This is a genomic window from Streptomyces sp. NBC_01283 (assembly GCF_041435335.1).
Lineage (GTDB): Bacteria > Actinomycetota > Actinomycetes > Streptomycetales > Streptomycetaceae > Streptomyces.
The window spans coordinates 4,892,044-4,905,302 of record NZ_CP108430.1; the positions used below are offsets into that span (position 1 = coordinate 4,892,044).

15 protein-coding genes are annotated in these 13,259 nt (G+C 69.5%); 3 read left to right on the top strand and 12 right to left on the bottom strand.

Annotated features, from left to right (window positions below; genetic code table 11):
* Positions 1–31 precede the first annotated feature (31 nt).
* The 8 genes from OG302_RS22400 to OG302_RS22435 all read right to left on the bottom strand — a co-directional run bounded on the left by OG302_RS22400 (position 32) and on the right by OG302_RS22435 (position 5,832).
* Complete coding sequence (locus OG302_RS22400; protein WP_371528398.1) at positions 32–658, bottom strand: hypothetical protein; 627 nt, start codon at positions 656–658, stop codon at positions 32–34.
* The gene (locus OG302_RS22405) at positions 655–822 is read right to left on the bottom strand and encodes a hypothetical protein (RefSeq protein ID WP_371528399.1); all 168 of its coding nucleotides are present in this window, start codon (positions 820–822) and stop codon (positions 655–657) included. The genes OG302_RS22400 and OG302_RS22405 overlap by 4 nt, the downstream gene beginning before the upstream one ends.
* A 243-nt stretch (positions 823–1,065) precedes the next feature.
* Positions 1,066–3,771 (bottom strand): hypothetical protein, encoded by a 2,706-nt coding sequence (locus OG302_RS22410; protein ID WP_371528400.1) that lies wholly within the window; start codon positions 3,769–3,771, stop codon positions 1,066–1,068.
* Entirely contained in the window at positions 3,768–4,067 is a 300-nt protein-coding gene (locus OG302_RS22415; protein ID WP_371528401.1) for a hypothetical protein, read from the bottom strand. The genes OG302_RS22410 and OG302_RS22415 overlap by 4 nt, the downstream gene beginning before the upstream one ends.
* A 97-nt stretch (positions 4,068–4,164) precedes the next feature.
* Entirely contained in the window at positions 4,165–4,599 is a 435-nt protein-coding gene (locus OG302_RS22420; protein ID WP_371528402.1) for a hypothetical protein, read from the bottom strand.
* Positions 4,596–5,222, bottom strand: a complete 627-nt coding sequence (locus tag OG302_RS22425; protein ID WP_371528403.1) for a hypothetical protein — start codon at positions 5,220–5,222, stop codon at positions 4,596–4,598. Before OG302_RS22425 ends, OG302_RS22420 begins: the two co-directional genes overlap by 4 nt.
* A gap of 14 nt (positions 5,223–5,236) precedes the next feature.
* Entirely contained in the window at positions 5,237–5,473 is a 237-nt protein-coding gene (locus OG302_RS22430; protein ID WP_371528404.1) for a helix-turn-helix domain-containing protein, read from the bottom strand.
* A gap of 50 nt (positions 5,474–5,523) precedes the next feature.
* A complete protein-coding gene (locus OG302_RS22435; protein ID WP_371528405.1) occupies positions 5,524–5,832 on the bottom strand; it encodes a helix-turn-helix domain-containing protein in 309 nt (102 codons plus the stop codon).
* Positions 5,833–5,873: 41 nt separating this feature from the next.
* Between OG302_RS22435 and OG302_RS22440 the strand changes: the two genes are divergently transcribed.
* Entirely contained in the window at positions 5,874–6,569 is a 696-nt protein-coding gene (locus OG302_RS22440; protein ID WP_371528406.1) for a hypothetical protein, read from the top strand.
* A 78-nt stretch (positions 6,570–6,647) separates the two neighbouring features.
* A complete protein-coding gene (locus tag OG302_RS22445; RefSeq protein WP_371528407.1) occupies positions 6,648–8,327 on the top strand; it encodes a tyrosine-type recombinase/integrase in 1,680 nt (559 codons plus the stop codon).
* Between the two features lie 372 nt (positions 8,328–8,699).
* On the opposite strand, the gene OG302_RS22450 is transcribed toward OG302_RS22445, so the two are convergent.
* The 3 genes from OG302_RS22450 to OG302_RS22460 form a co-directional block, all read right to left on the bottom strand.
* Positions 8,700–9,392 (bottom strand): GAF and ANTAR domain-containing protein, encoded by a 693-nt coding sequence (locus OG302_RS22450; RefSeq protein ID WP_371528408.1) that lies wholly within the window; start codon positions 9,390–9,392, stop codon positions 8,700–8,702.
* An 82-nt stretch (positions 9,393–9,474) separates the two neighbouring features.
* The gene (locus tag OG302_RS22455; protein WP_371528409.1) at positions 9,475–10,203 is read right to left on the bottom strand and encodes an ANTAR domain-containing protein; all 729 of its coding nucleotides are present in this window, start codon (positions 10,201–10,203) and stop codon (positions 9,475–9,477) included.
* Complete coding sequence (locus OG302_RS22460) at positions 10,200–10,943, bottom strand: ANTAR domain-containing protein (RefSeq protein ID WP_371528410.1); 744 nt, start codon at positions 10,941–10,943, stop codon at positions 10,200–10,202. Before OG302_RS22460 ends, OG302_RS22455 begins: the two co-directional genes overlap by 4 nt.
* 387 nt (positions 10,944–11,330) lie before the next feature.
* On the opposite strand from OG302_RS22460, the gene OG302_RS22465 reads away from it, so the two are divergent.
* The gene (locus OG302_RS22465; RefSeq protein ID WP_371528411.1) at positions 11,331–12,068 is read left to right on the top strand and encodes a GAF and ANTAR domain-containing protein; all 738 of its coding nucleotides are present in this window, start codon (positions 11,331–11,333) and stop codon (positions 12,066–12,068) included.
* Between the two features lie 714 nt (positions 12,069–12,782).
* Here the strand turns inward: OG302_RS22465 and OG302_RS22470 are convergent.
* Complete coding sequence (locus OG302_RS22470; protein ID WP_371528412.1) at positions 12,783–13,130, bottom strand: MerR family transcriptional regulator; 348 nt, start codon at positions 13,128–13,130, stop codon at positions 12,783–12,785.
* Positions 13,131–13,259 lie beyond the last annotated feature (129 nt).

Consider the following 13,259-nt stretch of genomic DNA (forward strand, 5'->3'; position numbering starts at 1 on the left):
AGCAGCACGCTATCACGGCCCCCCGTGATAGTCACGATGACTCGCACGGTTGAAGCGCCTTCAGCATCAGGAAGTCGCGGGACTCGTACACGCACGTGCACCAGGGGCAGACGATCCGCGTCTCGCCGGTGCGGTGACGCAGCACAGCACCGCAGAGGGCCCCGGACGGGTCGATGGCCACGCACTGCCCGATCCGCCGGCCGCGATCGGGCAGTGCGCCCAGGATGGACAGGGCGGCGCCTTCCATCTCGCGCACCTCACGGGCCAGTTCGCCAGCGGCCGGGTAGCTCGCGGCGATCCATTCCAGGCTCATGCCCAGCCACCGGGAGGCGGCCAAGACGCGATGCTCGACGGTGCCCCCGATGGCGGGCGGACCCCAGCCGCGTTCGTGCTGGACGTCGGAGCGCCACGACTCGAGGACCAAGGCGATGCCTCCGAATCGGAGATCGAGGGCCGCCTCGTCCACGGGCATCCGGGATCCGGCCGGGCCGCTGGACACGCGGTCGCCGGGCGGCGTGCTGGCGGGGGCGAGGAACGCGCCCAGAGCGTCGTACAGCTTCGGCATGCGGTCGAGGCGCTCGGCCAGGGCGAGCGTGTCGCCGGGGCAGAGGTGCCCGTGCTCGAGGTCGCGTTCGCAGAGCCCGCAGCTGGCGCTCACGCGTTGGCCCGCTTCTGTGCGGCTTCGAGCTCGGCTTCGTGGGCTCGCAGTGTCTTGCGGGCGCGACGGTCGTCGAGGACGGCGAAGGTGATCTGCACGAGCAGCATGAGCTGCATGCCGATCCCGACCCCGAGGGCGAGTAGTTGGATCTCGTGGTTGCTCATGAGGCTTACCTCCTGCGGTGTGCGATCCCGGAAGGGGGGACAGGGGGGGGACAGGGGGGACGCTGTTTGTCCCCCCCTCCCTCGCGCGGTACGCGAGTCAAGTAATTAGTGATCTTGATTTCTTATATATGCAGGTCACGGGCTTACTTGCGCCTGCAATAGTTGAGATGCGGAACCAATTTGGGTGTCCCCCCGGGGTGGGGGGGGACAAAAGCTGTCCCCCCGTCCCCCCTGTCCCCCCCCTCACGACGGGGGGACAGGACCCGGGGCGAACTTCCCGTCCCCCTCGACGACCCACTCCCGCAGCACGGCGTAGGCGAAGGCATCCGGCAGATACTTCTTGTCCCGCCCCGCCGTCCGGCCCCGCACCGCCTTGCGTGCCTGAGGGCCGCTCTCACGGACCAACACAGCGAGCCGGGTCGCAAGCCGTTCGACGGCCTTGTCCGCCCGCGCGTCGTCGGCCAGCTGCTTCGCGTGGTCGACGCGCACCTCTTCCTCGATGCGGGCCTTCGTGCGCTTCTCCTGCTCCGCACGGCGCTGGTCCTCGCTGTACTGCAGGATCGCGTCGCGAGTGGCGCACGAGGCGCCCCAGAGGATGCGGGCGAGGTGCCAGTCCTCGGCGTTCACGTGCCGACGACCGGCGAGGATCGCCAGGAGGGAAGCGACCTTCACGCGCATGACCGGGGCCTGGGAGTCGTAGGGGTTCCGGTCGGCGGCGGGCGCCTGCCCTCGCGCCTTGGCAAGGTCGGCGGCGCGCAACTCCGTCTTGATGGCCTCATCGAAGCTGACCAGGACGTACCCGCTCGCCTCGTCGCCAGCCGGGGCAGAGACCGCGGCCTGCCACGCGGTCAGTTCCCCAGGCCACGGCGGCTGTTCGTCGGGGATGGACGGGTCAACAACCTGCACCCACAGGAACCGCTGCGGTGTGCCCTCGGCAACTTCCTCGAACAGCGGAGCCACGGTCTCCGGCTGAAAGCCGACGAGCAGGCCGAGACTGTAGGAGCCGCCAGGGATGTACCGGCTGGTGTCCTTGGAGGCGTTGGTCTGCCCCAAGGTCTGGCCGACTGCGGCGCTGCGGAGCGTCTCCCCCAGGGTCGACCCTGAGCGTTCCTTCATCAGCCGCGTGAGCGTGGCGCCCTCGTCGACGTAGAAGAACGCGTTGTGGCGGACCTGCCTGCGGACCGTGCGGGTGACGGGCGTCGCCGTCCCGCCCCTGCCCCGCTGGACCTCGCCGGTCTCCTCCTCGACGGTGCCCATGAAGACCTCGGCGAGGCCTTCGCCAGAACCGAGAGGCAAGCCGTCACGGAAGTCGAGGCCTGTCGGTGCGGGCATGAGCCGGTCGGCGACCTCAACGCCCGTGGACTTGCCGATGCCGGACGGTCCGATGATCCCGCCGAACAGGTTCAGCGAGGCGTACCCGGCGACACCGGTGTCCGCACGGATGCGGTGAGAGACCATGGCCGACAAGCGAGTCAGCACAGAGAGAAGAGCGACGTCGCCGGACCTGCTGCGCGAGTGCCCGGCCTGCCGGATCTGCCGCAGCTCCGGCCGGGCGGCGTAGAACTCCTCGGGAATCTGCCCCGGGATGGGGGCGGGTCCGGCCGTCTCGCCCTCGTCGGCCGGCCCCGGGTCGGGCTCGTCGCCGAAGTCGGCCCACATCTCGTCGTCCACTGGCGGGCGCGCGGGCGGCACGTCGTGGCGCGGCGCGGACGGTGGGCGGCAGTGCTGCCGTACCCGGGTGAGGACGGCCGTCGGAAGGGAGCGGGCGGCGGCGTGGGCGTCCTGGTCGAAGGCGGCGCGCAGTACGTCGAGCGTTGCTTCCCGCTCGTTGCCGCCGTAGTGGATGTGCGCCCACAGGGTGGGGACGGTGAGCTTGCGGCCCATGGGCTGCTGCCCGACCGGGAGCCCGGACCTCTCCGACCAGTTGACGGCGACGTGGTCGTCGCAGACGAGACTGTGGTCGCTGTCCGCTGCGCCCTCGGCCCCGGCGGGGCGAAGCCACTTTTCGCGGCCGTCCGCGGCTGTGCCGCGGTATGTCCACCCGGCGGGTTCAAGGATGTCGCGGAACGTGATCTCGCTGGCGAGGATGTCGAAGACGCTCGTCCCGCCGCCTGAGCGGGGGAACGCCGAGCGCCGCGGCGGGGGCGGCGCGGTAGTCGTGCGGCCGGTCCTGGCGTCGTGCCGGGCCCGCTTCTCTGCGGCGGCCTTCTCCAATAGGACGCGCGCGTCCGGCTCCAGGCGGGCCACGGCCTCCCGCATGACGGCCAGATCTACGGGCGCGGCCGTGCCGGGCAGGCTGGCCGTCGGGCGCGGTTCCGCCTTCCGGTTGACCGTCCCGGGTACGCGCATGAGCCGGTCGAGGTTGCCGATCTGGGTGTCCCACGAGCAGCCGTGCGAGTACGCGGACGCGCCGAGGACGGCCTGCAGACCCATGGTGAACTGCTCGATGGCCGCGCGGTCCTCGTCGTTGCTGATGACGTAGGGCTCGGCGAGTGCCCAGATGGGGTTGTAGCCGCCGCCTGAGTGCCACCATCCGCTGGGCTCGGGCAGGCCGGACGCGGCGACGATCTCGCGGACGTGGTCGGCGTCGGCCGGGTGTGGCATGTCGTCGAGGCCGGGCTTGTGGCCGGTCGTGCCGTAGTCGCCGTCCGCCCACAGGAACGTCACTCCGTGCGCGAGGTCCTTACCGCCTCGTCCCTCTGCGGGACGCTCGCGGAGGGTGGTGACCTGCGCGTAGATGCCTTTCGGGGACCGTGCGTCGAGCTCGGCGACGTACCGCGTGGCGGCCGCGATGCCGGGCTCGTCGGTGGTGAAGCGGCGGCCCGCCCACCCGTCTTTGTCCGAGCAGATGCTGAGCAGGCCGGGCACGTCCTGGAAGTGGTAGGCCAGCGAGGCGCGGACCAGCTGCTCGTCGATGACGAGGTGCTCGGCGGGCGGGGCCTGGGTCACTGCTGCACCGCCGGGAAGTAGTAGGTGCCCGTGGGCTGGGCGACGCAGCGCGAGTGCCGGGGGCAGAGGCGCGGCTTGTCGGCGAGGCCGGCGGGGTGGATGTGCTGGTGGTCGCAGAACGGGCAGTCGACGACGAGGAGAGCGCGCTGCTCGCCGTCGTCGGCCTGGGTGTCGCGGTAGGCGACGAGGCGCGCGGCGGCTGAGCGCATGCCGAGGTGGGCCCGTGGTGGCCGGGTCTCCGTGTCCTGCTCTGTGTCCTCCCCGAAGAGCGAGAGGACAGTGGTGGTGCTGTTCACGAACGTGCTCTCTTCTACGAGCGGGACCAGTGGTGTTCGTGAGTGCGCGTGCGGCCCCGGGCCTGGGGACCCGGGGCCGCGTCGCGCTTCCCCTGGCTTAGCCGGGGGGTAGGGCGGCGATCATGCAGGCGTGGTCTGCGCAGATCTGGGCGAGTTCCTCGCGGACCCGTGCGGCGAAGTAGGCGTGCCGTGTCCCAGCAGAGACGTGGATCTCGATGCGCTGCGCGGAGAGGAAGAACGCTCCGGCGATCGCGCGGGGCAGTCCCGCGTGCTTGCTGATGGCGTCGTCCGACAGGCGCACGATTGCGGTGTGGCAGTCGCTCGCGCGGATGGTCTGTTCGTACAGGGCGCGGGACACGTCGTCGTGGCTGTCGTACTGGCCGGTGAGGTCGACGGTCACGACCAGGCGGACGTCAGCGAGCGGGATCTGTACGTGGGGCCTCGGCGCCGTCGGGCGCTCCTCGTCGGGGGAAGGCGCAACGGTCGCGGCGGGCTCGTCGACCGGCCACTGGCCGGGGCGGTGGGCGGTCATGCGCTCGCCTCGTCGGCGTACAGGTCGACCATGGCCCGCAGCGCGCGCACCATCCCGGCCTTGTCCGGGCTCTTCGCCAGAGCGATACCGACCGCGTCGCAGGCCAGCGAGAACGCGGCGGACGCGGTCTGCTCCGTGTCCGACTCGGTGAACGGCGTCCGGCTCGGCCGCAGCTCGATCCTGACGCGGCGCTGGTGGGCGACCATGGCGATCATCCGCGTGCGTTCGCCCTTGATCTTCTGGTCGATGCGAGCGAGGGCGGCCTCTCCATTGCCCTGGCGGAGCATCGTCCTCTCGGCCATGTCGTCGCCCGTGTCCATCAGTTGGCGGACGGCGGCGCTCGCCGCGTGGAACTCGTCGGGCGCCCAGTCCTCGCTGCCGATGTAGATCACCGGTCGCGGGTTCGAGTCGTTGCTCAGGGCGGCGAACCCGACGTCGAGCAGCTGCACACCGCTCTTGTCCACGACCTGGTGACCGTGGTTGGAGTGGTCGAAGTGGCCGGACTCGGCCTCGGTGCAAATGCCTGGCCAGTCGGCGCAGGTACCGGGTTGGCGGGGCTTGTCGGTGCTCTGGGCTCTCGGGTCTGACGTCGTCGTTGACGTCTCGGGGATTACGCTGGTCATGAGCGTGCTCTCTTCTACTTGCCAGTGGTTGCGGTAGTGCGCTCGGCAAGCGGGGTCTGGGTTGCAGCCCAGGCCCCGTCGCCGTTGTCCTCGCGGATGCCGAGGAAGGTGATGAGCTCGGCGCGCCGGACCTTCATGCAGCGGCCCAGGCGTACGACCTGGACGGGCAGCGAGTCGGTGCGTGCGAGCGAGTAGGCGGTGTCCCTGGAGATGCCGAGAGCGGCGGCCCCGTGGGGGACGAGGTCAGGCATGGCTGGCAGGGCGAGGACCTGCGCGGCAGTTAGCGGGACGATGCGCTGGCTCATGAGGCCCTCGCTTCCGGCTCATGCACGTAGGGCTTGAGGAGCTGCGACAACTCGCGCAGTTCCAGCACCACGGCGAGGCGGTAGAGCGACTCGATGGAGAGCTGCTTCTCGCCTCGCTCGACCTTGGACAGGTGACCCGGATCGATCTGGGCTTGTGCTGCGACAGTCCGCAGCCCCATCCCCCTGGCGGTTCTGACTGCCCGCAGCGGTGAGGAGCTGCGCAAGAGTGTTGAATCAGTGCGCATGGTTGAAGAGTAGGCCGCGTGATGGCTGTGGTGCAAGCGTGACTCGGCATCCATGCACATGGATCCTTCATTGGTGTTGACCCGTGGGCTACAGTTAGCGCATGGCTGAAGCTCGATCGCAGGCACCAGACGTCCCCCAGTTCCTGCTCACCGTTAACCAGGTCGTCTCCCACAACCTGGCCCGTGCTCGCCGCAGCCGCGGGTGGACTCAGGAGGAGGCAGCTGAGCGCCTTGAGGCGGCAAGCGGCAAGAGGTGGACGGCCGCCACCCTGAGCGCGTCTGAGCGGGCCGTCTCTTCAGGTAGGCCCCGCGTATTCGACGCCAATGAATTGGTGACTTTTTCCCGCGTCTATGAGTACCCCGTTGCGTACTTTCTGCTGCCTCTAAATCCCGAGGGGAAGCGAACGCCGCAACAGTTCCTGTACCAATTGTCGCGCGGCGACGAAGAGGGGAACCAGACGGACCGTCTACTGGAGTCCCCGGACCTACTCAACGCCGTCGTCCCCCTCCACTACCCCCCATCGCTGGTCGAGGAGGTCAATCAGCTACTGCGCAGCAAGGGACTGAAATGGACGCCGAGCAGCCATGTGGAATGGGAGGATGGGTCTGACGACTACGAATCCTGGCGCCACGTGACACGGGATGGCGAAGACGACCTGACGCTTGACGACTGGCAGGCCGTCGTACGGTTCGCCTCTCTGATGGAAAAGCGCCCCGCAGCTCAGGTATACCGGCTACTGGCTGACGCCCTGGAACGGCCGACGGCAAATATCCCGCTTGAGGAAACACCGTTCTAGGCGAAGCCAAGAAAGATAGCGTCGCAGTCGAAGTGCCCGCAGCTGGGAATGCGCCCGGCCGCATGGGAGGGACGGAAAGTGCCTACATCTCGCCGCGCTGGCGGCATCACCAAACGCTGCGAGTGCCGCGATACCGACGGCAAACGGCTCGGCACGAAATGCGGGCAGCTGCCGAAGCGCAATCACGGCAACCATGAACTGCACCAGGAGCTCCCGCCCGACAGCGAGGGCACCCGCCGACGCTTCCGCCGCACCGGCTACGCGAAGGTCACCGACGCACAGACCGACCTCGACCGCATCCGCGCCATCCTCGACCTCCCCGGAGACGACGACGACGGACAGCGCCGCGTCGGCGACCTCCTGCAAGGCCTCATGACGACCCGGGGCGACATCCCCGACCCGACCGAGGTCTCCCGCAAGCTCGGCGTCGGTGTCCCCCTTGATGGCCGCACCACCGTCGGAGACTGGCTCGACCAGGTGATGGCCACCAAGGCGACCAGGTCCACCACGAACCATGGCTACGCCAGCCACATCCGCATTCACCTCAAGCCTGCGCTCGGCCACCTGCGCCTGGACCGCCTCGGCGTCGGCCACGTCGAGGACATGTTCCGCGCGATTGAGGACCGCAACGACGTCATCCGCGCGGAGAACCAGGCGCGGCGCGAGCAGGTCGCCCGCTGCAAGCGAGGAAAGCCGGGCGCGCCCAAGGCCACGGAGAGGGCCGCGCTGGCCGCCGAGCGGGTCAAGCTCGCGGAGATGCCACCCTTCCGCCGGATCACGGGTCCCGCCACGAAGCAGGCCGTCCGCCGCACGCTCCGCATGGCGCTGAACAAGGCCATCGGCGAACAGCTCATCACCTTCAACGCGGCCGCCCACGTAGAGCTGACCTCGGCGCCCAGGCCCAAGGGGCTGCTGTGGACGGACGAGCGGGTCGAGCGCTGGCAGCAGACCGGAGAGAAGCCGGGCCCCGTCATGGTGTGGACGCCCGCGCAACTCGGCGCGTTCCTCGACGAGGCCGAGGGTGATCGGCTGTACGCCTTCTTCCACCTGATCGCCCACCACGGCCTGCGCCGCGGCGAGGGTGTCGGCCAGGACTGGGCCGACTTCTCGCCGGAGCGCAAGCAGATCCTGGTGGCGAAGGAGATCGTCGTCGATGGTTGGGAGCCCATCGAGACGATCCCGAAAACTGAAGGGTCCGCGGGCCTGGTCAAGGTCGACGCCGGGACGGTCAAGGTGCTGCTGGCCCACAAGGAGCGACAGCGCGCAGAGCGAGACGTCTGGAACGTGAAGGCCGCCGCCGAGCGCGAGCAGGGTGAGAACACCTCGGACTGGACGGACACCGGGAAGATGTTCAGTGCCGAAGGTGGGGCTTGGCTGCACCCGGACACCGTGTCCAAGGCCTTCCGGCGGATCGCCGACGCGGCCGGCCTACCACCCATCAACCTGCGCGACCTGCGCCACGGCGCGGCGGCCCTCGTGAAGGCGGGCGGCGGGGACCTGCATGACGCGAAGGTGAAGCTCCGGCACTCGACGATCACTCTCACGTCCGACACGTACATGGAGCTTTTCGAGGAGTACGAGGACGACGTCACGGAGCGGGCTGCGGCGGCCGTGCCGCGGGCCCGCCAGCCACGCGACGAGGCCCCGTCTTCGGTCGCTGTTCCGGAGGCGGGGCCTGGTGCGTCGCAGCCAGCAGACGCTGATGTGGATGAGTCCACGGTAGGCGGTGGCACTGACAACGGGCAGGGCTCGGCGTAGAGTTGAGTGGAACGAGCGAGGCCCCGTCACCCCAGGTGGCGGGGCCTTTCTGCTCGGCCATTGCTCGGCCAAACGTCTCCGAACCAGACCGTACAGGAGCCCACGAGACCGGATGAGCCGGTTAGGAGTGAGGGCGCCAAGTATCCTCTGAGCTGCACGGGAGCCCACTTGGACGATCGCAGCCAGAGCGGAGCCCACGGGGGCCCACGAGCAACTCGCAGACTTTTAATCCATTGGTTGTGGGTTCGAGTCCCACACGGTCTACCGAAAGTGGGTGAGGGGAAACCCCCTCTGACCTGCTACGCAGCGCCCGGGTCGGCTTCGGCTGGCTCGGGCGCTTCCTTGTTTCGGCAGTCGTCTGCGCACGCATCCCTAGTCGAGTCGGTGGGTGTTGATGACCTGTTCCGCCGTGTGCAGCAGGGGCTGGTTGTGGCTGAAGGCGTGGGCGCGGAGGCGGGCCAGGGCGTCTTCGGGGGTGAGCCCGTCCTTGGCTGCGAGGACACCGGCGGCCATGTGGACGGTAGGGGGGTAGCCCTGTGGTCCGCGCTGGGTGGGCCGGGAATGGCTGGTGAGCAGGTGAGGGTGCTCCTCCAGGGCGAGCAGGGCCAGAATGCGGGCGTAGGCACCGGCCCGCTCCTGATGGGCGGGGCTGAACGGGGTGGGCTCGACGCGGTAGAGATCCATGGCGCCGATGGCGAGGGCGCCGATCGTCAAGGGGAGCGCCAGAACGCTGCGTGCGCCCTGTTCCCTCGCCAGGGGGGTGTAGACGGGCCAGCGGTCGGCCGCGTGGTGCAGGTCCACGGCGTCGACGGGGGCGCGGCGGGTGTAGGCATCGGTGCATGGCCCTTCGCCGGTGATCAGCTGGGCGTCTTCCGCCCTCCGGGCGCGCTCGTCCGTGGCGGTGGCCAGCAGACGCAGTTCTCCGGCGACGACGAGGGTGGCTCCGGCGAAGTCGGCTTCCACGTCGTCGGCGCATGCCCGGCAGGCGACGGTGAGCGTGATGCCGCCGGTGCGAGCAGCGGTGTTGATGCGCTGCCAGGCTGCGGTCTGGTGGTCCTGGGTCACGAAGTGTCCCTGTGACGGGGTGGCGGGAGGGACACGTCCTTCCGCCGGGGTCTGGGGCGGGGTGCCTGGCCGGGGTGCGCGGTCAGGGGCGTTGGATGGCGGAGGAGTCGATGGAGCCGTCGATGAGCTGCTTGCAGAGCCCGGCCAGGGTCTGCCGGTGAGAGCGGGCGTGTTGGCGCAGGGCGTCGAATGCCTCGTCGAGGGTGGATTGCCAGCGCTCGGCGAGGATTCCCTTGGCCTGTTCGATGACGATGCGGCTGGAGAGGGCGGCCCGCAGCTGGGCGCGCTCGATGTTGCCGTGCACGACGGTGCGGTGCTGCAGGATGGCGATGGTGGCCACGGCGGCCAGTGCCTGCGCCACCCGCGCGTCAGCGTCGCTGAGTTTCTGTTCCCGGGAGTCGAAGAGATTCATCGCTCCCACGACCTTTTGGCGCAAGCGCATCGGCAGGGCGTGGGTGGTGGCGAATCCGGCCTGGAGGGCCCGCTCGGCGAAGAGCGGGAAGGCAGCTGTCTCCTCGGGGGACTTCAGGGAGATGTTGAAGCGGGAGGTGCCAGTGCGGTGGCACTCCACGCAGGGTCCCTGGTCGGCCTGGAGGGCGAAGAGTTCCAGTAGCCGGGCGTGCTCGTCCGACGCGGCGATCAGCTGCAGGCCCCCGGCGGGGTCAGCGAGCATGACGCCCACGGCGGAAACGTCCAGCAACTCGTTGCACCGTTCGCACAGCTGGTGCAGGAAGTCGATCAGGTCGAAGTCGTCGACGAGGGTGTCCACGGCATCGACCATGGCTCCCAGCAGTTGTTCTTCACGTGTCATGGCCTTTCAGTCCCTTCACCGGCAGGATCGTCCGGCCCGTTTTCATCATTGTGGAAGGCCAGCCGCCTGGCTACCACGTCCTCGGCTACCTCCAGCAGCGGCTGCCCGTGCCGGTAGGCGTGGGCGCGCAGCCGCAGGAGGGCCTGGGCGAGCGAGACCCCGGCCTGGACACTGACCATGCCACTGGCCTGGTGAACGGCAGCCCGGTAGAAGTCCGAGGAGTCGGCGGCGGTGGCGAGGGCTTCCTGTTGTGGACCGCTCTCCAGCAGGAGGGAGGTCAAAGCGTTGGCCACCAGCCAGGTGTCGGTCATCGCGGTGTCCGGGAGCGGACCCGGCGCCGTGCGTTGCAGCGTCATCGTGCCCAGACAGGCCGACCCGACGGACAGCGGAAAGCAGAAGACGGCGCCGACGCCCAGCGCCGTGGCCTCGGGCAACAGCACGGGCCACCGGCCGGCCGGCACGCGCGAGAGGTCCGCCACCAGGACGGGCCTGCACGAGGCGGCCACTTCGAGCGCCGGTCCCTGCCCCAGAGTGAACTGCAGGTCCTCCAGCCACGTGCTGGCGCCTGCTGTGGACCACAGCAGTTCGCTCAGGCCGTTGTCGGTGGTCGCCGAGACGGCGATGCCGTCCACGAGCAGGGCCTGGGCGCACAGCTTCGGGTCGGCACCGATCAGACTCGTCTCACCGGAGGAGGGATGCAGGCTCTGCAGCACGTAAGCCAGGTCACTGTCGGTGCCCACTGCTCTCACCTCCCGTCACGGCCCCAGGAGGCGACTCCGCGGCGCGGAGGACGCACTGATGACGAATCCAGTCTAGGGAGCTTCTGCTGCCGATATCCTCCTTCCCCGTTTCGGTGTCGAAAGTGGCGAAGCGGCCGACTTTCTCCGCAGGCCCCGCGGGCGAAGCAGGCAGGCAACCGGACGTCTGCGGACGCCGCTGAACGCGAGGGAGGCGTACGGTGGAGACACAGGCTGCCCGAAGGCGACGCTGCTCGCCCACCTCACCCTGACATTGGCTTCCGATCCGGGCAGCATCGGCGGTGAATGCCGGAGTTCGGACGCCACCATGACCGCGCGCCTCAATAGCGCCTGCCTGCCCGCCTGCCCTGCTCGTGCACCGAGTCTCCGGTGACGGCCGTCCGCGGTGAGGTCGTCATCCTCGCCTCCCGCTACACAGGAGACGCCGAACCTGGACTGCGCATCGGCCAGGCGTGCCGGAGGGCCCTGCACAGCGCGTACTCCGTGGGGCTCACACTGGCGGTCGATGCCGCCCTGGCGCAGCGGGTGTCGCTCTGCGCGGCCGGCCCGCTGGCCCGCAAGGGCGAGGAGCTGCAGATCAGTCTCGGAGAAGGCCCCTGCGTACAGGCCCTGAGCCAGCGCGCTCAGGTCCTGGTCGCCGATCTCGACGACCCGGAAGCCACCCGGCACTGGCCCGTCTTCGCCCAACAGGCGAAGGCGCACTACATCCGGGCCGCCTACGCGCTGCCGATCCTCCACGGCGCCGACGCGGCCGGGCAGGCCGGCCTCGCCCTCACCCTCTACCGTCACCGCCCCGGCCCGATCTCCGAAGCCGACCTGCAAGTTGCCCAGGACCACGCCGACGCCGCAGACCTCCTGCTTCTCACTACGCCCGTGCCGAGCCAGGACGAGCTCGTCCACGCCTGGCTCCTGCCGGCGGAGGCCGTGGTCCACCAGGCCATCGGCATGATCAGCTACCGCCACTCCCTCTCCACCGGCCAGGCCCTCGCCCTGCTGCGCGCCCATGCCCACACCCAGTCAACGCCCCTGCCCAGCCTGGCCCGTGCCGTCGTCCACGATCACTTCACGCTCCTCGACCCGCCCGCTTCCGAAAACGGAGAGGGCTGACGGGGTGCGGATCACGAGCACGATCGCGGCCGTCGAAGCCTGCGAAGTGTGCCGGCCGATGCGGGCCCGCCAAGTGGGTGGAGTGCTGGCGCCCGGTCAGTTGCCGGGAGTCGAGAGCGCCTCAAGGCAGAAGGGCGACTTGTCCGTCCATCGGCAGGCATGGGGCAGGCTGCTTGGGAAGGCCCTCTACCGCAGCTGCCGCCGGAGCCATATCCTGATCCCGGACGAAGGATTCACGTGCTGTCACTGACCACGTGATCCCAGCAGGCTCCCAGCCCCCGAGCCGGAACAACACCGAGGCCCGGCTGGAGCCGCATCGCCGACAACGCAGCTCCAGCCTCCGCCCGCCCGGCTGTGGGGGCTATTCCCGCATCCCCGACTCCGGGAGGGCCCTCGTGAGGATGAGGTGGAGGGGAGCCGCGCATCCTCACGCTTGGGGATCGCCGTCACACACCGGCGGCGATTCCCAAGCCCGGCCGCACGGCCGGTCTGTCTCAAGTCTCCCACCGCAGGCCGCCACTGGACCGGGTCCGTGGATATCTCGTCGAATGGCAGGGCGAACCGAAACAGGCCCACTGCCGGCCTCGGGTGGCCGACCTTTCCGCCGGTTTGCCCGCCTCGTCTTCCGCTGCTGACGCCTGTCACCGGCCCCGCCCGACCACGGACCGGCACAGCGGACAGCGAGTAGCGCGAGCACACCCGCAGTCGCAGGGCTCAGCCGTTTTGACTCATGGCCGGCGGGGTCGTTGCTCCGGCGGCGCGGTGGTGTTCGGCGTTGATGCGCTGGGCTTCTTCGAGTTGGTCTTCGAGGATGACGATGCGGCAGGCGGCCTCGATGGGGGTGCCCTGGTCGACGAGTTCGCGGGCGCGGGCGGCGATGCGCAGTTGGTAGCGGGAGTAGCGGCGGTGGCCGCCCGCGGAGCGCAGCGGGGTGATGAGGCGGGCCTCGCCGATGGCGCGGAGGAAGCCCTGGGTGGTGCCGAGCATGTCGGCGGCCCGGCCCATGGTGTAGGCGGGATAGTCGTCGTCGTCGAGACGCCCGAACGAATCGTCTGCTGTCACTTGCACCTCTCTATGGAACGCGTGGAGGGGCCCGGGTGCCGTACGGCACCCGGGCCCCGAAGGAACTGCTACACCATCTGCCGGCCCTGTTGCTGCGCCGGCCTTCTGTTTCCGCAGACCCGACCGAGA